At 64.8% G+C, this 21255-nt stretch carries 18 protein-coding genes and 1 pseudogene; 8 read left to right on the plus strand and 11 right to left on the minus strand.

Translation table 11 applies throughout. The features are described 5' to 3' along the window. Positions 1 to 26: 26 nt before the first annotated feature. The 5 genes and pseudogenes from C7W88_RS20215 (at position 27) to C7W88_RS20230 (ending at position 5268) form a co-directional block, all read left to right on the plus strand. Complete coding sequence (locus C7W88_RS20215; RefSeq protein WP_370073252.1) at positions 27 to 1586, plus strand: AMP-binding protein; 1560 nt, start codon at positions 27 to 29, stop codon at positions 1584 to 1586. Beyond that, on the plus strand, positions 1469 to 1732 hold the full coding sequence (locus C7W88_RS24115; protein ID WP_370073253.1) for a hypothetical protein: 264 nt from the start codon (positions 1469 to 1471) through the stop codon (positions 1730 to 1732). The genes C7W88_RS20215 and C7W88_RS24115 overlap by 118 nt, the downstream gene beginning before the upstream one ends. A 1-nt stretch (position 1733) precedes the next feature. After that, entirely contained in the window at positions 1734 to 2600 is an 867-nt protein-coding gene (locus C7W88_RS20220; RefSeq protein ID WP_118075301.1) for an amidohydrolase family protein, read from the plus strand. A gap of 90 nt (positions 2601 to 2690) precedes the next feature. Next, positions 2691 to 3764 (plus strand): Rieske 2Fe-2S domain-containing protein, encoded by a 1074-nt coding sequence (locus C7W88_RS20225; protein ID WP_162896275.1) that lies wholly within the window; start codon positions 2691 to 2693, stop codon positions 3762 to 3764. Positions 3765 to 3976: 212 nt separating this feature from the next. Beyond that, positions 3977 to 5268 (plus strand): annotated as a pseudogene (locus tag C7W88_RS20230) (amidase). An 87-nt stretch (positions 5269 to 5355) separates the two neighbouring features. On the opposite strand, the gene C7W88_RS20235 reads toward C7W88_RS20230, so the two are convergent. From C7W88_RS20235 to C7W88_RS24975, 10 genes are all read right to left on the minus strand, one after another. Continuing rightward, positions 5356 to 5880 (minus strand): Lrp/AsnC family transcriptional regulator, encoded by a 525-nt coding sequence (locus C7W88_RS20235; protein ID WP_118075302.1) that lies wholly within the window; start codon positions 5878 to 5880, stop codon positions 5356 to 5358. After that, a complete protein-coding gene (locus tag C7W88_RS20240; RefSeq protein WP_118075303.1) occupies positions 5877 to 6368 on the minus strand; it encodes an Lrp/AsnC family transcriptional regulator in 492 nt (163 codons plus the stop codon). The genes C7W88_RS20235 and C7W88_RS20240 overlap by 4 nt, the downstream gene beginning before the upstream one ends. Positions 6369 to 6446: 78 nt before the next feature. Continuing rightward, positions 6447 to 7619 (minus strand): acyl-CoA dehydrogenase family protein, encoded by a 1173-nt coding sequence (locus C7W88_RS20245; RefSeq protein WP_118075304.1) that lies wholly within the window; start codon positions 7617 to 7619, stop codon positions 6447 to 6449. Between the two features lie 10 nt (positions 7620 to 7629). Further along, positions 7630 to 8415, minus strand: coding sequence for an SDR family NAD(P)-dependent oxidoreductase (locus tag C7W88_RS20250; RefSeq protein ID WP_118075305.1), 786 nt, complete (start codon positions 8413 to 8415; stop codon positions 7630 to 7632). Between the two features lie 492 nt (positions 8416 to 8907). After that, positions 8908 to 9708 (minus strand): SDR family NAD(P)-dependent oxidoreductase, encoded by an 801-nt coding sequence (locus tag C7W88_RS20260; RefSeq protein ID WP_118075307.1) that lies wholly within the window; start codon positions 9706 to 9708, stop codon positions 8908 to 8910. 11 nt (positions 9709 to 9719) lie between these two features. Then, a complete protein-coding gene (locus C7W88_RS20265) occupies positions 9720 to 10790 on the minus strand; it encodes an alkene reductase (RefSeq protein ID WP_118075308.1) in 1071 nt (356 codons plus the stop codon). A gap of 5 nt (positions 10791 to 10795) precedes the next feature. Continuing rightward, the gene (locus C7W88_RS20270) at positions 10796 to 11425 is read right to left on the minus strand and encodes a nuclear transport factor 2 family protein (RefSeq protein WP_118075309.1); all 630 of its coding nucleotides are present in this window, start codon (positions 11423 to 11425) and stop codon (positions 10796 to 10798) included. Next, on the minus strand, positions 11422 to 11949 hold the full coding sequence (locus C7W88_RS20275; RefSeq protein ID WP_118075310.1) for an Lrp/AsnC family transcriptional regulator: 528 nt from the start codon (positions 11947 to 11949) through the stop codon (positions 11422 to 11424). Before C7W88_RS20275 ends, C7W88_RS20270 begins: the two co-directional genes overlap by 4 nt. Beyond that, complete coding sequence (locus tag C7W88_RS20280) at positions 11949 to 13862, minus strand: FAD-dependent oxidoreductase (RefSeq protein ID WP_370073254.1); 1914 nt, start codon at positions 13860 to 13862, stop codon at positions 11949 to 11951. Before C7W88_RS20280 ends, C7W88_RS20275 begins: the two co-directional genes overlap by 1 nt. 47 nt (positions 13863 to 13909) lie before the next feature. Further along, positions 13910 to 14083 (minus strand): hypothetical protein, encoded by a 174-nt coding sequence (locus tag C7W88_RS24975; RefSeq protein WP_370073255.1) that lies wholly within the window; start codon positions 14081 to 14083, stop codon positions 13910 to 13912. A 261-nt stretch (positions 14084 to 14344) separates the two neighbouring features. Between C7W88_RS24975 and C7W88_RS20285 the strand changes: the two genes are divergently transcribed. The 3 genes from C7W88_RS20285 to C7W88_RS20295 are packed head-to-tail and all read left to right on the plus strand — an operon-like array spanning position 14345 to position 18705. Further along, positions 14345 to 16084, plus strand: coding sequence for an FAD-dependent oxidoreductase (locus C7W88_RS20285; RefSeq protein WP_370073256.1), 1740 nt, complete (start codon positions 14345 to 14347; stop codon positions 16082 to 16084). Next, positions 16077 to 17882, plus strand: a complete 1806-nt coding sequence (locus C7W88_RS20290) for an acyclic terpene utilization AtuA family protein (protein ID WP_118075311.1) — start codon at positions 16077 to 16079, stop codon at positions 17880 to 17882. The genes C7W88_RS20285 and C7W88_RS20290 overlap by 8 nt, the downstream gene beginning before the upstream one ends. 4 nt (positions 17883 to 17886) lie before the next feature. Then, the gene (locus C7W88_RS20295) at positions 17887 to 18705 is read left to right on the plus strand and encodes a Coq4 family protein (protein WP_118075312.1); all 819 of its coding nucleotides are present in this window, start codon (positions 17887 to 17889) and stop codon (positions 18703 to 18705) included. Positions 18706 to 18781: 76 nt separating this feature from the next. Here C7W88_RS20295 and C7W88_RS20300 read toward each other — a convergent pair whose 3' ends face one another. Further along, positions 18782 to 21217 (minus strand): TonB-dependent receptor, encoded by a 2436-nt coding sequence (locus tag C7W88_RS20300; protein WP_118075313.1) that lies wholly within the window; start codon positions 21215 to 21217, stop codon positions 18782 to 18784. Positions 21218 to 21255: the final 38 nt, after the last annotated feature.

The raw sequence follows: 21255 nt of genomic DNA on the forward strand, positions 1-21255 counted from the left end.
AAGGCGATACGAGGTTTGGGAGAGCGATGTCCGACATGTTGCGCGATAGCACTCGCCCGCAGGAGGTCGTCTCTCCGGATGCCGTGCTGGCGCGGGTCACCGGCCCCGGCTCCCCGTTCGAGATCGGCGAGCGGGACGGCCTGCGCCAGTTCGTCGCAGCGCCGCCCGATCTCAACCTGCTGATCGAATCCGCCCGCCGCTACGGGGACCGCACCTGCGTCATCGATTTCGACAGCGCCGGTGTCGAGCGCCGCATGTCCTACGATCAGGTCTTCGCCTGGCGCGATGAGCTGGTGCCGATCCTGCACATTACGCGCGGGGATCGCGTCGCCATCGCCATGCGCAACCGGGCGGAATGGCTGGTGGCGTTCCTTGCCGTGATGAAGGCAGGCGGCGTGGCGGTGCTGGTCAACAGCCGTGGCTCGGGGCCTGAACTGCTGGCGATGCTCGAGGACGTCGATCCTGCCGTCGTGCTGGCCGACAGCGAGCGCGCCGCTGCGATCCGCGAATCCGGCTTCAAGGGCCGCGTGCTCGATCTGACCAGGCCTTTCGACGCCGAGGAACTCGCCCGCCGCATCGCGGAACCGATGCCCGATCCCGGCGTGGCCAAGCCCACCGACCCTTGCGCCATCCTGTTCACCTCGGGCACCACCGGCCGGGTGAAAGGCGCGGTGCTGTCGCATCGCAACGTCATCACCGGGCTGATGACCACGCAGATGTCGGGCATGGTTGTGCTCGGCAACATGGCTGCGCAGATGGGCACGACGACGGAAGCCCTGATCGCGCAGATGCCGCAGCAGGCCTCGCTGCTGGTCTATCCGCTGTTCCACATCTCCGGCCTCGGCTCGGGCTTCCTCTCGCCGTTCCTCGGCGGCGGCAAGGTCGTGATCATGCGCCGCTGGGACGCCGAGGAAGCCGCCCGCCTGATCGCGGCCGAGCAGATCAGCATGTTCAGCGCGGTGCCCACCATGCTGTGGGACATCCTCCACCGCGCCCGGATCGAGGGGACCAGCCTCGCAAGCTTGCGCAACATCGGTTGCGGCGGACAGGCGCTGCCGGTCAACCTTGTCGAGGAAGTCCACGCGCTGTGCCCGCACGCGCAGATCGGCACCGGCTATGGCATGACCGAATGTTCGGGCGCGATTGCGCAGGCGGTCGGCCCCGAATTCATGGCTCGCCCCGCCGCCGCCGGACGACGCCTGTCGATGGTCGACGTGCGCATCGAAGGCCCTGACGGCGAGATCCTTCCCCCGGCGAGACCGGCGAGATCGTCGTGCGCGGGGCGCAGGTCATGTCCGGCTACTGGAACCGCCCCGAGGACACCGCCGCCGTTCTCACCGCCGATGGCTGGCTGCGCACCGGCGATGTCGGGATCGTCGACGACGACGACTACGTCTTCATCGTCGACCGCAAGAAGGACATGGTCATTTCGGGCGGCGAGAACATCTACTGCGCCGAGGTCGAGCGCGTGCTCGGCACGATCCCCGGCCTCACCGAATGCGCCGCCTTCGGCCTGCCCGACGAACGCCTTGGCGAGCGCCTCGTCGCGGTCGTCATCGCTCCCGACATCGACGAGGCCGGCGTGATCGAATGGGTCGCCGCCCGCCTCGCCCGCTACAAGGCGCCGACCCGCGTCGCCCTGACCACCACCACATTGCCGCGAAACGCGCTGGGCAAGGTCGACAAGATCGCCCTGCGCAAGATGTGGCCTGCCCTTTCCGGAGAACAATGACATGGCCATGCCAAACAACATCGGCATCATCGACTGCATGCTCGGCATTCCCGATGCCGAGGACCGCGCCGAATGGTTCGCGCCGTTCCGTCCGCTGATCAAGGACAAGCAGACGCTGGGCCAGTTCGCCATGCCCGCGCAGTACATGTTCAAGGACATCCCGCAGTCGGGCAAGCAGGACGATTACCTCGCCTGGACCGTTGCGCAGATGGACAAGCACAACGTCGAGAAGGCCCTCGTCGGCTGGAACGAGAACGACACCTCATACCGCGCCAAGGAGCTTTATCCTGATCGCTTCTTCTTCGACTTGCCGGTCAATCCCAACAACGGCACCGAGGAAGTCCGCCGGATCAAGCGCATCCACGCCGAAGTCGGCCTCTCCGCCGTCTCGGTCTTCCCCTCGGGCACGCTCCCGCAGGTGGCGATCAATCACAAGTACATGTGGCCGATCTATTCCGCGTGCGAGGAACTCGGCCTGCCGATCCTGCTCAACGTCGGCATCCCCGGCCCGCGCATCCCGATGGAGACGCAGAAGGTCGAGCATCTCGACGAGGTCTGCTGGTTCTTCCCCGAACTGAAGGTGGTGATGCGCCACGGTGCCGAGCCGTGGGAAGCACTGGCGGTGAAGCTGATGCTCAAGTGGCCGAACCTCTATTATTCGACCAGCGCCTTCGCGCCCAAGCACTACCCCAAGGCAATCATCGACTACGCCAACACCCGCGGCTCCGACAAGGTGATCTACGCCGGGTACTTCCCGATGGGCCTTAGCCTCGATCGCATCATGTCCGACATGCAAAACGTCCCTTTCAAGGACGAGGTATGGCCGAAGTTCCTGCGCGAGAACGCGGTCAAGGTGTTCGGACTTTAAGCCATCCCAGGGAGCCGGGAAGTCTGCTCCCCCCAGTGATCGCCGGACTTGCGGAGACAACCCCCGCCCCGGCAATTCAGGAGTGAAACCATGGCGGATCAAGTGGCAACAGATGCCCGCACCGCTCCCGTCGCGGTCTGGCAGATTCTCGAAAAGCTCAAAGGGCAGGACCTGACCGACTGGCGCACCGCGCCGGTCCCTGGCCGCGCCTCGGTGCAGGAACGCAACCTCGACATCGGCTTCCCGCTTGGCTGGTATCCGATCGACCTTTCGGCGAACCTTGCCGTGGGCGAGGTCAAGCCGCTGCGCTACTTCTCGCAGGATCTGGCGATGTGGCGCGGCGAGGACGGCAAGGTCCGCGTGCTCGACGCCTACTGCAAGCACCTCGGCGCACACATGGGCCACGGCGGCAAGGTTCATGGCAACCTGCTCGAATGCCCGTTTCACGCCTGGCGCTATGATGGCGAGGAAGGGACCGTCAAGGAGATCCCCTACTCGAAGTCGATCCCGCCGCAGGTCAAGCGCAAGTGCACGCGCACCTGGCATGTGACCGAAGCGAACCGCTGGATCTGGGTGTGGTATCACCCCGAGGACGCAGCACCGCTGTTCGACGTCGTCCACCTGCCCGAGGCGACCGACCCGGAGTGGACCGACTACGACATCTACGAATGGAACGTCTACGGCTCGATCCAGAACATGGCCGAGAACGGCGTCGACGTTGCCCATTTCAAGTACATCCACGGCACCGCCAACGTGCCTCTAGGCGATCTGCGCTGGGGCGAATGGGGCCGCGGGGCCGACGTCAAGGCCAAGATGGGCACGCCATGGGGCGAGGTCGACGGCCAGATCAGCTATGACACGATGGGTCCAGGGCAAAGCTGGACGCGCTTCACCGGCATTTCCGAAACGCTGCTCGTCGCCTGCATCACCCCGGTCGAGCTCGATCACGTCCACGTCCGCTTCTGCTTCACCCAGCCCAAGGCCCAGGCCGAGGGCGAGCGGGCCGGCGTTGCCAAGGCGATCATCCGCGACATCTGCAAGCAGTTCGATCAGGACAAGGTCATCTGGGATCGCCAGAAGTTCGAACCCAACGCCCTGATCTGCGAGGGCGACGGCCCCATCGCGCAGTTCCGCAAGTACTATTCGCGGTACTACGTGAAGTGATGAAAACGACCAGACGGGAAGCCCTCGCCGGCGGAATTGCGCTTGCCGCGACCGCCGGCCTGCCGGGGAATGCGCACGCGATGTCCGAAGTTCTCGATACCCATGACAGCCTCGGGCTTGCCGATCTGGTGAAGAAGCGCAAGGTCTCGCCCACCGAACTGCTCGAAGCAGCCATCGACCGGGCCGAGGCCTTGAACCCGCGTTTCAACTTCATGGCGCAGAAGCACTACGACTACGCCCGCAAGGCGATCGCGGCGGGCCTGCCGCAAGGTCCGTTCAGCGGCGTGCCGTGGCTGCTGAAAGACCTCAACACCTACATCGCCGGCGAAGTCACCGAAAACGGCAGCCGCCTCTACAAGGGCCAGCGCGCCAGCGTGACCTCGGAACTGGTGCGCCGCATCGAGCGCGCCGGGTTCGTGATCTTCGGCAAGACCACCACCCCGAATTCGGCCTCACCGGCACGACCGAAAGCGTGCTCAAGGGCCCGACGCGCAATCCGTGGAACCCGGAACGCATCGCGGGCGGCTCGTCCGGCGGCGCGGCGGCGGCGGTTGCGGCAGGCGTGATCCCTGCGGCTCACGCCACCGACGGCGGCGGCTCGATCCGCATTCCCGCATCTGCCTGCGGCCTGTTCGGCCTCAAGCCCTCGCGCGGGCGCGTGCCGATGGGCCCTGCCCGCACCGAAGGCTGGGGCGGCATGTCGGTCCACCACGCGGTCAGCCGCACCGTGCGCGATTCCGCCGCGATCCTTGATGCGACGCACGGAGTGGAAGCGGGTTCGCGCTACAGCGCGCCGACGCCGGAGCAGCCATTCCTGCAGGAAGTCGGGCGCGATCCCGGCAAGCTGCGCGTCGCGCTGATGCTCAGCCCCTATTCGGGCGCGCCGGTCGATCCCGAGGTTGTCGAAGCCACCCGCGCCGCCGCGAAACTGCTCGAAAGTCTCGGCCACCACGTCGAGGAAGCAGCGCCCAGGATCGACATGGCCGCAATCGGCGCCAGCAGCTTCGCGCTGATGGCCTCCTCGGTCGCCGCCGATTGCATCGACCGCGCCAAGGCTCTGGGCATTGAACTCGGCCCCGACGTGCTCGAGCGGACCACGCTTGATTTCGTGGCCATGGGCAAGAGCTACACCGGTATGGACTTCGCGCGCGGCAACAACGCCTACCAGGCTGCCGCCGTCACCATCGCGCAGTTCATGGAACGCTATGACGTGATCCTCTCGCCCACCCTTTCCGCGCCGCCGCTGCCGCTGGGCCACATCGGCCTCGATACCGGGCGCTCGATGATGGAGTGGGGCCGCGAAGTCGGCACCTTCACCGCGTTCACCGGCATCTACAACGGCACCGGGCAGCCCTCGATGTCGCTTCCCCTCGCCATGTCCAAGGACGGGTTACCCATCGGGATAATGGTCACCGGCCGCTACGGCGAGGAGGGCCTCCTGTTTAGGCTTGCCGGGCAAGTTGAGAAGGCTGCACCGTGGCGCGCGCGTCGACCGAAGGTCTAGCTCGTCGCTTTATATCCGACGACAGCAAATGGATCCCGGCCTGCGCCGGGATGAGCGCAGGGAGGTGATCCCTTCACTCGCACCCCGTCACCCCGGCGCTGTTCCGCGATCCACCCCGCGCAGATCTTCCACCGTTGCAATCGGGCCGATGGCGGCGTTGTACTTCACGGTCTGCAGGACAAGCTCGGTTTCGGCCTCGCGGATGCCGTCCAAGGCGAGAACCTGATTGGTGACGGCGGCGGCATCATCGAGGCTGGGCAGGACGCAGATGGCGATCAGGCGCAGCGCGGCGTTGGCGTCATAGAGTGCGCGGACCTGGGGCAGGGCGAGCAGGCCTTCGCGAACGGCATCGAGCTTCCCACTGGCGCACTTGACCGTGACGAACATCATGTGCTGCCCGGCATTGGTGGCATCCAGCCCTCGCGCGATATCGACGATGGGGACGAGCTTGAGCAGTCCTGCGCTCTGCAGCCGCTTGACCCGGCCGCGCACAGTGCCTTCCGTGACCCCCAGGTCCACAGCGATCTTCCGGAAAGAAAGGCGCGCGTCTTCGGCCAGAGCTTCGGCGATCTGGCGGTCGAGATCGTCGGTCTGGGGGAAAGAGTCGATCATGCCGCGAGCGGCCCTACGGCTGTGTTGTAGCGGTAGACGGTGTTGAGCAGTTCGACGTCGACATCCTCGACGCCCGCGATGCCGGCCGAGACATCGCGGGCCGCCTCGATCATCTCCCGCGCGGCATGGAAAGCGTAGAGGCAGCTTACCGGATAGCGGCCCGAAGTGATGTGCACGGAAAGGACGTGTTCTCGCAGCGCCAGTTCCTGCGCGACATCGAGCGGTGCCCGCCCGCTGACCTGCAAGCGGATGCGGGCGAGCAGGCGATAACCGTGGACGCGGAAATCAGCGAGGGCAACGACCCGCATCAGGCCGGCGGCATCCATCGCGCGGATGCGATTGGCGACGAGATTGCCGGTCAGGCCCAGTTCCTCGCCGATCACGGTCGATTGCGCGCGGCCATCGCGTTGCAGCACTTCGATGATGCGCAGGTCGATCTCGTCGAGCGTTGCACCCTTGGTGCGGCGTGTCGGCTTTTCTTCAGACAAGGTGTTCCCCCGGTTTGCGTAAGGCAGCCTAGAGTGCGCTACGCAACGGGGCAAGGGCGAGCGGGAGGGGCGTAGCGATCAGCCGCGCGGTTCGCGTGGCAGGCCCAGCCCGCGCTCGGCGATCAGGTTGCGCTGGATCTGGTTGGTGCCGCCATAGATCGTGTCGGCACGGCTGAACAGGAACAGGTTGGGCAGAACGTCCCATTCGTAAGCGTCGCCTGCGGCAACCTCGCCCGCCTGCCCCAGCACGTCCATCGCCAGTTCACCAAGGCGGCGTCGCCAAGAGGCCCATTGAATCTTGTAGGTCAGCGCCGCGCCGTCGATGCTGGAATGATCGCTGTTCGAAAGCATTCGCAACGCGCCGTAGCGCATCAGGCGCAGGCCGATTTCGGCACTCGCGATACGCTGCCGGATGACGGGATCGCGGTCCTTGCCCGTGACTTTGGCTGCCGCGATGATCTCGTCCAGTTCATTGCGGAAGCCCATCTGCTGCCCAAGCGTGGAGACGCCGCGTTCGAAGGCCAGCAGGCCCATCGCGATCTTCCAACCATCGCCGGGTGCGCCGATCAGACTGTCGGCCGGGCAGCGCGCTTCGGTGAAGAAAGTCTCGTTGAATTCGGCATCGCCGTTGATCTGACGGATCGGGCGAACCTCGATGCCGGGCTGGTCCAGCGGCATCATCAGGAAGGTCAGGCCCTTTGGCCCCTGCGATCCTTCTTGCGTGCGGGTGACGACGAAGATCCAGTCGGAGATATGGGCAAGGCTGGTCCAGATTTTCTGTCCGTCAACGATCCACTCGCCGCCCTCCAGTCTGCCCTTGGTGCGCACGCTGCCAAGGTCCGACCCGGCATTGGGTTCGGAGAAGCCTTGGCAGAAGATCGTCCTGCCGGCGGCGATGTCCGGCAGGAAGCGGCGCTTCTGCTCGTCTGTTCCAAAGGTGAGAATGGTGGGGCCAGCAAGCTCAACGCCGATGTGATTGATACGGCCGGGGACACCGGCACGGGCATATTCCTCGGCAAAGATCACCTGCTGCGCCAGCGAAGCATCGCGCCCGCCCCATTGCGTCGGCCAACCGATGCAGCCCCAGCGGTGTTCGCCTAGCTGCTGCTCCCACTCGCGCCGCCGTTCTGGCATGGCGGTAAGCTGGGTGATGCCTTTGATGTCGCGGAACTCGCCCGCCATCTGGCTCTGCAGCCAGTCGGCACATTCGGCGCGGAATTCTTCGTCGGCGGCGGAAAATCCAAGCTTCATGGGGCGCCCCTCAGCCCGGCATGTACAGCTGGGCAGCCTTGCCACCATCGACGGGCAGCGCGGTGCCGGTGATGTAGCTGGCCGCACTCGACAGCATGAAGACGATCGCTTCGGCAAGTTCATCCGGCTCGCCACCGCGCTGCATCGGAATGGCGCGGGTGGTGGCGGCGGCAAATTCGGGGGCGCGGCTTTCATAGTCCTGGGTCGCGGCGGTCTGTACCTGTCCCGGCACAATGGCGTTGATGCGGATGCCGAGAGGGGCTCCTTCCATCGCCGCAGCGGCGGTGAAGTGGACCAGCGCGGCCTTCGAGGCCGAATAGCTTGCCATGTTGGCCAGCGCCTTGATCCCGCAGGTGGATGCGATGTTGACGATGGATCCGCGTTGGCGGCCCTCCAGCTCTTGCTTGGCCATGACCGCCATCGCGGCCTTGGTGCCGACAAACACAGCATCGGCATTGACTGCAAAGTCCTTGCGCCAATGTTCCAGCGTCAACTTTGAAATCGGGGCGTAGTGAACCGACATGGCGTTGTTGACGAGCATGTCGAGCCGGCCATGGCGCGCGGCCACATCCTCGATCAACGCCGTGAAGGCGGCATCGTCGGAAACGTCGAGCCTGACAGCTTCGACTTTGCCAACTGCGGCGATCTCGGCACGGGCCGCTTCAAGCTTGTCCTCTCGGCGTGCGCAGATCACCACGGTCGCACCGCGCAACGCGAGAAGCTTTGCGGTGGCAAGCCCTATGCCGTCGCTTCCGCCGGTGACCACGGCAACCTTGCCGGTCATGTCATGAGCCATTGGTTTGCATCTCCCGATTCCATGATCTCAACGCAAATGCACCTGACACTGTGTTCGTGTCAATCTAATGCGTAAAAAATACTTCTATGAAATTCGAATATGTGCATTGCGCACTGTCGCTACCAAGCCTTTGCGGTATTTTGGCATACCTTGACCTTGCACAGGAGGTTCCGCAATCGGCCACGCATCCCTATTCGCTAGAATATTCCTTGGAAACCAATAGCTTCGTGCGTAAAATGTCGCCTTGGTGCCTCAAATCTTAAAGGTTACTGATGGTCCTGAAGCGGAAGACCCGAAGCGCCGAGGTGGTTGCGTCGACTGGCTATACCGCCGCCGATAAGCGGTTGTTAATCGCGTTTGAACTAGCCGTCGTGATCAATGTCATGGCCTGTATCTTGATCCTGCCAGCCATAATTATCGAGAACGCCGCGCATAGGGCCGAAAGATCTGCACTGTATAATCGCGATTGATCAATGACGCGGCTGTTCTCGCTCAGCTGAACCATGCGCCACCATTGACATTGATCGTGCTGCCGGTGGCAAAGCTGGCGTCCTCGCTGGCGAGATAGGCCACGGCGCCGGCGACTTCCTCCGGGCGCGCGAGGCGCTTCATCACGCTGTCCGCGGCCACCGCGGCCTTCACCTCTTCGGGCAGCGGCGCGTAGATCGGGGTCTCGGTTGCGCCGGGGTTGACCGCGTTCACGCGGATGCCTCGCGGGGCGAGTTCGCGAGCCATTGCGCGGGTCATACCAAGGACGGCGGCCTTGGCGGTGACGTAGGGCACCGGGCCATTGCCGGCGAGCGCAGCGGTGGAGCCGATGTTGATAATCGAACCGCCAGCGCCTTGCGACGCCATGATGCGCACTGCGGCACGGCTGCAGCGGAAAACGCCGTCGAGCGTGACCGAGAGGACGCGGCTCCAGCCTTCGTCAGCGCAGTGGATGGTCTGGTCGGCAAAGGCGCTGTCATCGCCGTCCGCGCGGGCGGCTTGCCCGACATAGAATTCGGCCATGCCATCGCCCGGTGCGCTGCCGACCCCGGCGTTATTGACGAGAATGTCGATTCCGCCCAGCGCCTGGGCGACCTGAGCGAAGGCAGCATCGACCGAGGCAGTGTCGGAGACGTCGCACGCCACGCCGATATGCGGGGTAGGTAGCACTTCGCCAGCCTTCTGTGCCGTAAGGTCCAGTACGGCGACCGTTGCGCCTTCTTCTGCCAGGCGGCGGGCAATGGCCGCGCCGATGCCTTGCGCTCCGCCGGTAACGACCGCGCGCCTTCCTTCCAGTCTGTTCATGGTGTCCTCGCTCAGTCCGCGCGTGGGTAGTCGGTATAGCCGCGGGCGTCATCGCCGTGGCCCGTGTAGAAAGTGGCACGGTCACCCTTGGCCAGCGGGGCGCCAGTGCGGAAGCGCTCCACCAGATCGGGGTTGGCGATCCAGGCGTAGCCGAACGAGACGGCCTCGGCCTTGCCTTCGCCGATCACCGCGTTGGCCTTTTCCAGCGTCAGGCCGCAGTTCTCGATCACCGGGCCGGACCAGTTGGCGCGGACGAGTTCGAGGCTGTCGAACCCGGCGTTGGGGATGTGGATGAGGTGGCAGTACGCCAGCCCCATTGCGTCCACGGCTTTCAGGAGCGTGGCGTAAGTCTCGCCGGGATCGGCATCGGCCATGCCGTTGAAGGTGACGCCGGGGCAAATGCGGAAACCGACGCGACCGGGGCCAATAGCGGCAGCGAGTGCCGACAGCGTTTCCACCACGAAGCGGACGCGGTTCTCGGCGCTGCCTCCGTAGGCGTCGCTCCGCTGGTTGGAATTTGACGAGAGGAACTGCATCGGCAGGTACCCCGAGGCGCAGTGCAGTTCGACCGCGTCGATGCCGGCGGCGCGGGCATTGCGGGCAGCGGCTACGTATTCGGCGATAACACCGGGAATTTCTTGCGCTGCCAAGGCGCGGGGCATCTCGGTGGCAACGGGGACGCCGTCGGGGCCGGGGATCGGATCGGGGCAGGGGATTGCGCTGGGGGCGACGGTTTCGGCGTCTGCGTCCTTGTTGGCGCGCACGGCGGCGCGGCCAACGTGCATCAGCTGCATCGCGATCAAGCCGCCTTCTGAGTGAACCGCATCGGCCACCTTGCGCCAGCCTGCGACCTGCTTGGGCGAATGAATGCCCGGCGTGCGCCAGTAGCCCTTGCCATGCGGAGAAGGCTGGGTGCCTTCCGTCACGATCAAGCCAGCAGAAGCGCGCTGGCGGTAGTATTCGACCATGAGGTCGGTCGGCTCGTCCTGCGGCCCGGCGCGGTCTCGCGTCATCGGCGCCATGACCACGCGGTTGCGCAAGGACAGATCACCGATCTGTACTGGCGAGAAGACGTCGGTCATTACGCTCAGCTCCGCACGCGAGGCTTGGGCAACGGCGCGCCGCGGCGCATCGTCTCGATGAACTTCTCGAGCGGGGCGGCGGGTTCGACCGGACCATCGTGCGGCTGGCCGTTGCGCGCCCAGTAGGTCTTCCAGCTGGGAAACAGGTCGTGGAAGCTGCCGTGATAGGGCGGTACGCCCGGCCAGCGCATCTTGCGATCGCCGATGGGTGGCTGGTTCAGGTCGCTAGCGTACCAATAGAGCGGCAGGCGGCGGCGGAAGTACCAGCGGCCATCGATGCGTTCGTACTGGTCGAAATACATCATCTGCATGATGACCCATTCCGGTCCGCACTCGTGCTCGTTCTTGGAATAGACGACGCCCTGCGCGTGGTCGGGATCGTCGAAGTCGATGATGTGGCCGCCGATGTGATGGCTGGTGCCGTCGAATTGCATCGAGTGGGTCTCGTCAAACCAGTCGCGCAGGGCCTTGCGGCCGGATTTGCCGCCGCCGACGCGAACGTCTTCGGGGAAGAGGTTCACCCAGGCATCGCCATCGCGCATGTCCAACGCGAGCGAATACTTGGCGGGCAACTGGCGGATCGCGTCGAGCGATTCCAGCCGGTCGATGCGGGCGAGGAGAGAAGCGTCTGTCATGCGCTGGCGCGTCCTGTTGTCCGCCCCTCGATCGGGGCCTCGTCAAACTTGTACTTGATGATGTCGACCACGATCGCCGGGGTCAGCGTGCGGATGCCGCGCACGGTGGAGAGCTTGTCGAGCAGGAAATCGGACAGGCTGTCGAAATCACGCAGGGCAACGAGCATGTCGATGTCGTAGCGGCCGGTGACCATGTGCGCGGCGAAGACTTCGGGCAGGGCACCGAGTTCGGCGGCGACTTCGGAAGCCGGGCGGCCGTCCACCTCCACCGAGATGCGCAGCAGGACGTTGAAGCCGTGGGCCGAGAAGTCCGACACGGCTACGACACGCAACTGGTTGGCGTCCTCCATCCGGCGGATGCGGGTGGAAACAGTGGTTGCGGTAAGGCCCAGGCGCTCGGCGATCTGCTGGTTGTTGGCGCGGCCATTGCTGCGCAACTCACGGATGATCGCCTGATCTGTCGCGTCAAAGCTGAACACGCGGGCGGCAAGGCTGCTCGCGCTGCGGGCGGGAGGACGTGCCATCAGGCCGCTTCGCAAATCGCGCGCACCGCTGCGCGCGCGCCGTGCATCGCGCCTTCGATGTAGCCGACGCCGGTGGCATCGCCGATGGCATGGACTTCGAACCCGGCAGCGCGCAGCGCATCCGCCAGTGTCAGATCCCCATGCGCCCCCTTTGCGACGACAACGTTGCCGGCTGGAACAGTTTGTGGCTGGCCTGCAGCGTCGGTAAAGGTCACGCTGTCCTTGCCGATCTCGATTCCGGTGGCACCGGCGTGCAGACCGACGCCGTGTTCGGCGAGTTCGGCCATCAGGCGCATGCGGCGCACTAGGGTGAGGCCTTTGCCCATGCGCGGCGCTTCCTCGATCACGTTTACGGTGCGGCCGCGCTCGCTCAAGAATTCGGCGAGTTCGAGGCCGACCAGTTCGCCGCCGATGATCGTGACGGTATCGGCCAGCGGCATCCAGGCATGGGTGGCCTTGCGCACCAGTGCGAGGTTGGCAGTCGCGCCGGTGGCCGCGCCGACTTTGGTGGCAAGGCGCGTGAACAGGCCGGTCTTTCGCTTCAACTCGTCTGAGCTTTCACCCAGCATCATACGGCGCATGTCATCGCCCGAGTAGACGTGGTCCTGATCGTTGCCGGGGATCGAAGGCATGTCGCGTATCGCGCCGGTGGCGACGATCACGCTCTGCACGCCGAGCTCGCGCAGCAGTTCGGGGGTTGCGACAGTCGACAGGCGGACGTCGATACCGGCCTCCTTTACCTCGCGACGCAGCCATTCCAGCAGGCGCTCGTTCGGTTCATAGGCAAGGCTGGCAAAGCGCAAGGTGCCGCCCAGGCGGTCCGACTTTTCGATCAGCGTGACCTTGTGACCCAGTGCTGAAAGGCGGCGGGCCGATTCCATACCGCCCGGTCCGCCGCCGATAACCGCGACGTGGCGGCCATTGTCGCTGGCGGCAGGCGCTTCGCCTTCGAATTCATGCGCGAGATTGGCATTGACCGCGCAGCGGGTGGGCTGGCCCATGTAGATCGCCGAGACGCAAGTGTAGCAATAGACGCAAGGGCGCACCTTGTCGGTCTCGCCCGCGGTCAGCTTGCGCGGCAGGTGGGGGTCGGCGAGGAGCTTGCGGCCCATGGCGACGAAGTCGGTCTCGCCTTTGGCGATGGCGTTTTCGGCACTGTCGACCTCGATACGACCCGAGCCGATCACCGGAATCGACACGGCCTTGCGGATTTCGGCCGTGGCGGGGAGGTTCCAGTTTTCGAGATGCGGGATGTTGGACTGCGAATGCAGCTTGCCGACCGAGGTATCATGATACGAGGTAATGGTGATGGCATCGACGCCAGCGGCTTCGACCAGCCGGGCATTTTCCTTGGCCATTTCCAGCGTGATGCCGCCGGGCTTGCCCACTTCCTGCGAATCGAGCTTGATCCATAGCGGAAAGTCGCGGCCGACTTCGGCACGGATCGCGGCGATGACCTCCAGCGTGAGGCGCAGGCGGTTCTCCACGCTGCCGCCGTACTGGTCGGTACGGGTATTGGTGTAGGGCGAGGTGAACGAGGACAGGAGGTAGCCATGCCCGCCGTGGATCTCGATCCCGTCAAAACCGGCTTCCTTGGCGCGGCGCGCGCCTTGGGCAAATTGCTGCACGGCAAGGTCGATGTCGGCCTGTTCGAGCACCTTGAGCTCGGGCATCTTCATACCGGCCAGCGCCTGGAGTTCCTCCATCAGGAAGTAGTCGATGAAGCTGCCCTTGGGCGCGGGCGGCACGGCCGGGCCCCACAACTTGTGGCCCCAGCGGTTGAAGCTGTAGCCGGCAACGAAGCCGCCGTGGTGGAGCTGGGTGGCGATCTTCGCGCCTTGGGCATGGACCCGGTCGGTCAGCGCCTTGAGGCCGGGGATGAAGCGATCGTCCGAAATAGCGGTCTGCTGCATGGCCACGGCGCCGACCGGCCAGGCAACCCCCGCCACGCCGCAGATGATCAGGCCCGCCCCCCGCGCGCCTGCTCCTCATGATAGGCGATCAGCTGTTCGCCAACAGTGCCGTCGTCTTCCGAAAGGCTTACGCCCATCGCGGTGACGGCAATGCGGTTCTTCGTCTCCATCGTGCCAATGCGGCCCGGCGAGAGCAGGTGGGGGTAGAGGTTGGAAGACACTTGGCGGTTCCTCGTCCGGGCAGCTGCGGCGCGCAGGAATGTGCCTTACAGCCGCGCATTGTCCATTATTGCGTAATCCATGTATCATAGTGTTACGATAATCAAGGCAGAAAGCGGGTGGATATGGCGTCTTGCGGAATATCTCGGCCATAATGCCTCAGGAAGTCGCGCATTTTCCGCGATTCTATCGGATATTCGTAGAAAGCTGCCTTTCCAGTTACGCATGGTGTTGACAATGCACGCGCCCTAGCGGCATCTGCGTTGCCTGATAGCAAGGGCTTCCGCCAAGGAATCCGGGACAGGATCGAGATGGGCATGGATTGGCAGAGCGAAGTCGACGTGGTCGTCGTCGGATCGGGCGCGGGCGGGATGCTGGCTGCGCTGGTGGCGGCAAAGAACCGCGCCGAAGTGCTGGTGGTCGAGAAGGACAAGCTCTGGGGCGGAACCAGCGCGACTTCGGGCGGCGGCATCTGGATTCCCGGCAGCGATCAGGCCAAGGCCTTGGGCTTCGATGACAATCTCGACGATGCCTTCAAGTACGTCCGCGCGCTTTCGGCCGACAACGTGCCCGACGAGAACATCCGCGCCTATGTCGAGAACGCCGCGCCGATGCTGCGCTGGGTGACTGCGAACACCGGCGTCACCTATACCTCGCAACCCTACCCCGATTACCATGCGGAGAATCCGGGTGGCTCGGTGACCGGATACCGCACGCACTTGCCCGAGATGTTCGACGGCACGCTGCTGGGTGAGGACCTCAAGACGCAGCGGCTGCCATCGCCGGCCGCGAGCCTGTTCGGCTACCTCAACTGGACTTTCGCCGAGACCTACCAGCTGCTCTATCGCGGGCCGGGCTGGCTTACCGGCCTTGCGAAGAACATGGCCAAGTACTGGCTCGACTGGCCGCTGCGCTTCACCTCGCGCAAGGACCGGCGGCTGACGCTGGGCAACGCGCTGACCGGTGGGTTGCGAGTGGCCCTGAATGAGGCGGGGGTGTCGGTGTGGTTGAAGACGCCGATGCGCGAACTGGTCACCGAGAACGGCAAGGTTGTCGGCATCGTGGTGGAGAAGGACGGCAAGCCCTTTGCCATTCGCGCGCGCAAGGGTGTGGTGCTGGCGGCGGGCGGGTTCGACAAGAACCAGCAGATGCGCGATGCGAACGCGCCGCTCTACAACAAGGCCTGGGCCTCGGGAGGGGTGACCAGCAACACCGGCGATGCGATCCGGGCGGGCGAGGCCGTGGGCGCGGGCACGATGAACATGCATTCGGCATGGGCCGCGCCGGTGTTCCATGTGCCGGGCGAAGATCGCGGGCGACTCTGCACCATCGAGCGCGCGCTGCCGGGGTGCATCATGGTCAACCAGAAGGGCCAGCGCTATCTCAACGAGGCGGCGTCATACCACATCGTCGGCCAGCAGATGGCGCGGCGGCAGCGCGAATTCGGCGACGCCTGCCCCAGCTGGATGGTATTCGACCACAAGTACCGCCACCAGTTCCCGATGGGACCGTTGCTGCCGCTGGTGCCCGACTGGCTGCAATCTGGCGCGGTCAAGTCGATCCTCAAGAAGGGGCGCACCATCGGCGAACTGGCCAAGGCCATGGGCGTCGATCCCGCGGCTCTGGAGCTTCAGGTAACGCGCTTTAACGCTGGCGCGGCCAAGGGCGAGGACCCCGAATTCCATCGCGGCGAGGCGGCCTATGACAAGATGTATGGTGACTATCGCCACCAGCCCAACCCCTGCCTGCGCCCGCTGACTGAGGGGCCGTTCTACGCCATGCCGATCTATCCGGGGGATATTGGCACAAACGGCGGCCTGCGCACCAATGCCAAGGCGCAGGTGGTCGACGATGCCGGGCAGCCGATTGCGGGCCTCTATGCCGTGGGCAACAATGCCGCTTCTGCGATGGGTGAAAGCTATCCGGGCGCGGGCGTGACCATCGGGCCAGCGATGACCTTCGGCTATGTCGCCGCGCGTGACCTTACCGGGGCCAATGACTGACTCGGGAAAGATTGTCCGCATCGGCGGGGCAAGCGGGGCGCTGAACGACAGCGCCATTGCCGTGCCGGGGCTGCTCAAGGTCGAGGGGCTGAACTACCTCGCCTTTGACTACCTCGGCGAAGGGGCGATGGGCATCTTCCGGCGGATGAAGCAAGCCGATCCGCGCTCAGGCTTCCTGCCGGATTTCGTCGACATCCACATCGGGCCGTACCTCAAGGAACTAAAGGCGCGGGGCATCCGCGTCACCGCCAATGCCGGGGGCATGAACCCGGAAGGTCTGGCCGAATTGATCCGCCAGCGCGGGCGCGAGCAGGGGCTGGAGCTTCGCGTGGCGACAGTGACCGGCGACGATGTCGAGCATCTCGTACCTGAGCTTCGCGCCGAGGGCTTGCGCGACATGTATAGCGGCGCAGCCCTGCCCGAAGGTGACATTGGCATGCACGCCTATATCGGTGCGTTCGGCATTGCCCGCGCGCTTGATGCCGGGGCGGACGTGGTGATCACCGGGCGCGTGGTCGATTCCGCGCTGATCCTCGGGCCGCTGATCCACGAATTCGGCTGGGGGCCGGACGATCTTGACTTGCTGGCGGCGGGGACCGTGGCGGGGCACTTGCTCGAATGCGGGGCGCAGGCGACGGGCGGCACCTTTACCGACTGGCAGGACGTTGAAGGCTGGGCCAACATCGGTTTCCCGGTGGGCGAATGCCATGCCGATGGCAGCGTGGTGATGACCAAGCCCGCTGGCACCGGCGGTCTGGTTTCGGTGGGCACGATTGCCGAGCAGCTGCTTTACGAGGTCGGCGATCCGCGCGCCTACATTGTGCCCGATGTGGTGTGCGATTTCACCGGGATCACGCTGAAGCAGGTCGGCCCGGACCGGGTGCTGGTGCGCGGGGCGAGGGGATATCCGCCGCCGCAAACGCTCAAGCTGTGCGGGACTTACGACGATGGCTGGCGCTCGGTTGCGCTGATTCCGGTCAGCGGGATCGATGCGGTGTCCAAGGCGCGGCGGACGGCGGAAGCCTTGCTCGAACGCGTTTCGGCCATGCTGGAAGAGCGCGGTTGGGGGCCGTGGCGGCAGACTCATGTCGAGGTGATCGGCACCGAGACCGCGTGGGGGCCGCGTGCGCAGACCTTGGCGCCGCGCGAAGTGCTGCTCAAGATCGTGGTCGATCATGCCAACCCGGCGGCGTGCATGTTGTTCGGGCGCGAGCAGACCACGGCGATCATGAACATGGCCGTGGGCACGTCCATCGCGCCGATCATCGCTGCGCCGAGGGCCTTTCCGCTGACGGGCATGTTCTTCGGCCTGATCGACCGGGCGCGGGTGACGCAAGCGGTGACGCTCGATGGCGCGGCGCTGGACTTTGCCGACCCGGTGGCGCCAGGCTTCGATCCGGCGGTGCTGCCGCAGATCGAGGGGCATGTGCCTGTGGCAGAGGGCGACTTCGTCGAAGTTCCGCTGATCCGGCTGGCCTGGGCGCGCAGTGGCGACAAGGGGCGGCTGTTCAACGTGGCCGTGATCGCGCGGCGGTCGGAATACCTGCCGTGGATCCGGGCGAGCCTGACCGTCGATTCAGTGACCAACTGGTATCGCCACTTGTTCGACGATCCTGCCAATGCCCGGATGGAGGCTTTCGAGGTGCCGGGCGTCCATGGGATCAACTTTCTGGCCCACGATGCGCAGGGCGGAGGAATCAACCTCTCGCCGCGCTTCGATGCGGCCGCAAAGAGCATGGCTCAGCACCTGCTGGAGATGCCGGTCCAGCTGCCGCGCTCGCTACTCGACAAAGGATAGACCGATGGCCGATGACCTGCCCTACCTTGCGCGCGGTGCGAAGCCGGTGGCGACCGACAGCACCATGCTGGTCAGCAATTCGCCCTACCTGAACGAGCCGCGTCTGCGGGATTGGCTCGCAACGGCGTACCTGCGCAAGAGCGGCAAGGATTCCCCCACCACGCTCGATGCACACAAGCTCTATGGCATTCTTGCCGAAGTGTTCGACGTCCCGCGCATCGAAGAACTGTTCACGGCGGAGCGCAAGCGCTGGCCCGAGCTGGACGCATGGTTTACCGAAGGCTTCTCGTCGAACTTCACCGTCGATGAACTGCTTGAATACCCTGTGGGCTCACTCGGCCACACCTTCGGCCGCTACTTGCGCGACAACGGCTTCGAGATCGACATCGTGCCGCGCTTCGTGCCCCGCAACCAGTTCGAATACTTCTCGCTGCGCAGCGGGCAGACGCATGATCTGGAACACATCGTCTGCGGCGGCGGGTTCGACATCATCGGCGAGCTGGTGCCTTATTTCGCCCGGCTATCCAACCTTCCGCGCTTCCTTGATCCGGAACTGGTCGGCCTGATAAACGCCGGGCAATTGCTCGGCGCGCTCAGGCTCGTCTCGCGCACCGGGCTGCACTATCAGGCGGCGTTCCCGACTGCGCTCAAGGCCGTGCGCTGCGGCCTGGATGTGGGCGAGCAATCCGGACCTTATTGGATGGCGAAGTATGAGAACGTATTTCACCTCCCGATCGCCGAGGCACGCGAGGCACTGGGCATCGTAGGGGCAGTAGACCTCGATAGCCGCGAGGCATCGCTGCTCTGGCCGGAATACAACTGACGGCTTGGAACAACCAAGGGGCCGGAGCTTTCGCCCCGCCCCTCTCCCTGTTGCACTTTGATCAAAGGTCCACGGATCAGAAGTTGACGCCAAGCTCCACGCCATAAGTGCGGCCGCGCTCGTATGTGCCGGTGAATAGCAGCACCGGCGCGCCGAAGCTGATGAAGCGCTGGTTGAAGATGTTGTCGCCGAACACCGAGAGCGAGACGCGCGCCCCGCCTAGCGGCACGTCGGCCACACCGAGGCGTCCGTTCACCAGCCAGAACGCGGGCTGCTTGTTGCGGTCTTCCAGCACTTCCTGCCCCGCAAGATTGCGCAAGGGTGTGGAGGTGAGGAAGTAGGTGCTGCGGTAGCGGCCTTCGATCAGGGCAGTTATGTGCCCGCCATTGGCCGTGAAGTCCGCCGAGTTCCAGCTTGCCGCTGCCCGTCCGGTCCAGTTCGAGAAGTAGGTGGGCCGGGCGAAGGCGGCAACATCCTGTCCGTTGAGGATGAAAGTATCATAATCGAAATCGGTGTAGGACACGCTGCCCGATAGGGTCAGCCCCGCTACCGGCACGACATCGAGCTCGGCCTCGAAGCCCTTTATCTGGGCCTTGCCCGCGTTGTCGAAGAACTGGCGCCCGTTGATGAAGTTCTGGGTCTGCAGGTCGTTGTAATTGTTGTAGTATCCGGCGATGTTGAGGCGGACCTTGTTGTCGAGGAACTGGGTCTTGGCGCCAACTTCATAGCTGGTCATGTTCTCGGGCCGATAGGGAATGCCCGAAAGAATGCCGCCCGAAACATACCCCGTGGCGATCTTGGCGAAGATCATGGTCTGTTCGTTGGGCCGCCAGGTGGCGATGCCGGTATAGGTCAGCTTCTTGTAGGTCTGCTTGTAGGTGCCGACGCCGAGCGAGCCACCCTGCGCCCCGGAAATGGCCGAGATCTGCAACTCGCGGTCGTCGATGGTGCCGCGCAAGCCGCCGGTCAGCTCGAACTGGTCGGATAGTTTCCAGGTAAGCTGGGCATAGCCCGCCATGGAATCGTTCACGCCGACCGTGCGGGTCAACCCGCTGCCGAAGATGGCATCGAGCGGGCTTGGCACGATCGTCGCCGAAGGCGTGGGCGAGAGGATGCCGAGCACTTCGGTACCGGGCGAGCGTTCGTTGAAGTAGAACAGGCCGGCGGTAAGCTGGTAGTTGTCGCCCGACAGCTGGAACTGCAGTTCCTGGCTGAACTGCTCCTGATTGGTGGCGCGGGCCGAAAGCAGCGGGAAGAAGTAGTCATTCGGGCCGGGCGCATTGGCCGGGTTGAACAGGATCGCCTGGATCTGCTGCGGGGTAAGTCCCGGCGTGAGAAACGCGCCCAGTTGCTGGAAGGTGAAGCGCATGCCACCTGCCGAACCAAGGTCGAAGATCACCGGGTCCTGCCGGAACTTGCGATAGGCGCTGATCGACTTGACGGTGAAGTTGTCGCTGGCCTCGAGTGACAGGGTCAGACTGTGGCCCTGCGTGACGATGTGCTCCTCGCTGGTCGCAGCGGCGACCGAGGAAAGCGGCCCGTTCAGCCCTTCGTTGGTGGTGCCACCGAAGAACGGCTGCAGCGCGACGATCGGCCCGAGCAACTGGCCCGAGGCATCAGGAATGACGCCGAGGCTTTGCATCGCGCGGCCTGAGGCGCGGGTGTCGGTATAATCGAAGCGGTAGTCGGCGGTCAGCGCGCCGAACTCGCCGCGGATGGCAACCTGTCCGCCATCGACGTTGCGGTGCCCAAGCTTTCTCACGAAGCGCTGCGTGCCAAATTCGGGTGCGCGCAGGGCGATGTTGAGGCCCTTGCCCGCCATGGTGTTGGTCACGTCGCCGTCGATCTGGTCATGCAGATAGGACAGGCGGATCGAGAACGGGCCGATCTGCGGCAGATCGAGAGAGATCTTGCCCCGAAACGCATCGTAATTGCCATAGGAACCGGTGGCGCGGACGCCCCATTCCCCCTTGGGCGCAGCGGTCGTGATGCTGATCGCGCCCGATGTGGCATTGCGGCCGAATAGTGTGCCCTGCGGCCCGCGCAGCACTTCGACGCGCTGGATGTCGGAAAAGTCGAGCAGTGAGCCGACCGCACGACCGATGTAGACGCCATCGACATACATGCCGACCTTGGGGTCCACCGAGTTGGACGAGGTGCCCGAGGCGACGCCGCGAATGATGATCGTGGGGTTGGACTGCTGACCTTGCGCATTGAACTGGAGGCTTGGCGCGAGGCCTGCGAGGTTGCGCACGCTAGTCACGCGCAGGGCTTCGAGCTGTTCGGTGCCGATTGCCGTGACGGCCACGGGGACCTTCTGCAGGCTTTCCTCGCGGCGCTGGGCGGTAACGATGATTTCCTGGACCGAGGCGGATTGGCCGGTGGATTCGCCTGAGGCCTGTGGCTCTTCGGCTGCGCCTTCGGCGGCTTGGGCGATGGGGGCAAGCGTCAGTGTGCCCGCCGCGAGGATCGAGCCGAGCAGGTACCTGCTGCGGATATGCCGTGCATTCATCGTTTCTCTCCCTCCGTTGTTGTCATTCTTTTGATTTC

It is taken from the genome of Novosphingobium sp. THN1 (assembly GCF_003454795.1).
Classification (GTDB): domain Bacteria; phylum Pseudomonadota; class Alphaproteobacteria; order Sphingomonadales; family Sphingomonadaceae; genus Novosphingobium.

Excerpts from the sequence above, each read along its gene's own strand:
- C7W88_RS20265 (WP_118075308.1), bottom strand. The coding sequence starts at position 10,790 with ATGACCGACGTCTTCTCGCCAGTACAGATCGGTGATCTGTCCTTGCGC.
- C7W88_RS20220 (WP_118075301.1), top strand. The coding sequence starts at position 1,734 with ATGGCCATGCCAAACAACATCGGCATCATCGACTGCATGCTCGGCATT.
- C7W88_RS20245 (WP_118075304.1), bottom strand. The coding sequence starts at position 7,619 with ATGAAGCTTGGATTTTCCGCCGCCGACGAAGAATTCCGCGCCGAATGT.
- C7W88_RS20225 (WP_162896275.1), top strand. The coding sequence starts at position 2,691 with ATGGCGGATCAAGTGGCAACAGATGCCCGCACCGCTCCCGTCGCGGTC.
- C7W88_RS20250 (WP_118075305.1), bottom strand. The coding sequence starts at position 8,415 with ATGGCTCATGACATGACCGGCAAGGTTGCCGTGGTCACCGGCGGAAGC.
- C7W88_RS20235 (WP_118075302.1), bottom strand. The coding sequence starts at position 5,880 with ATGATCGACTCTTTCCCCCAGACCGACGATCTCGACCGCCAGATCGCC.
- C7W88_RS20290 (WP_118075311.1), top strand. The coding sequence starts at position 16,077 with ATGACTGACTCGGGAAAGATTGTCCGCATCGGCGGGGCAAGCGGGGCG.
- C7W88_RS20295 (WP_118075312.1), top strand. The coding sequence starts at position 17,887 with ATGGCCGATGACCTGCCCTACCTTGCGCGCGGTGCGAAGCCGGTGGCG.
- C7W88_RS20275 (WP_118075310.1), bottom strand. The coding sequence starts at position 11,949 with ATGGCACGTCCTCCCGCCCGCAGCGCGAGCAGCCTTGCCGCCCGCGTG.
- C7W88_RS20260 (WP_118075307.1), bottom strand. The coding sequence starts at position 9,708 with ATGAACAGACTGGAAGGAAGGCGCGCGGTCGTTACCGGCGGAGCGCAA.
- C7W88_RS20280 (WP_370073254.1), bottom strand. The coding sequence starts at position 13,862 with ATGCAGCAGACCGCTATTTCGGACGATCGCTTCATCCCCGGCCTCAAG.
- C7W88_RS20270 (WP_118075309.1), bottom strand. The coding sequence starts at position 11,425 with ATGACAGACGCTTCTCTCCTCGCCCGCATCGACCGGCTGGAATCGCTC.
- C7W88_RS20300 (WP_118075313.1), bottom strand. The coding sequence starts at position 21,217 with ATGAATGCACGGCATATCCGCAGCAGGTACCTGCTCGGCTCGATCCTC.
- C7W88_RS20215 (WP_370073252.1), top strand. The coding sequence starts at position 27 with ATGTCCGACATGTTGCGCGATAGCACTCGCCCGCAGGAGGTCGTCTCT.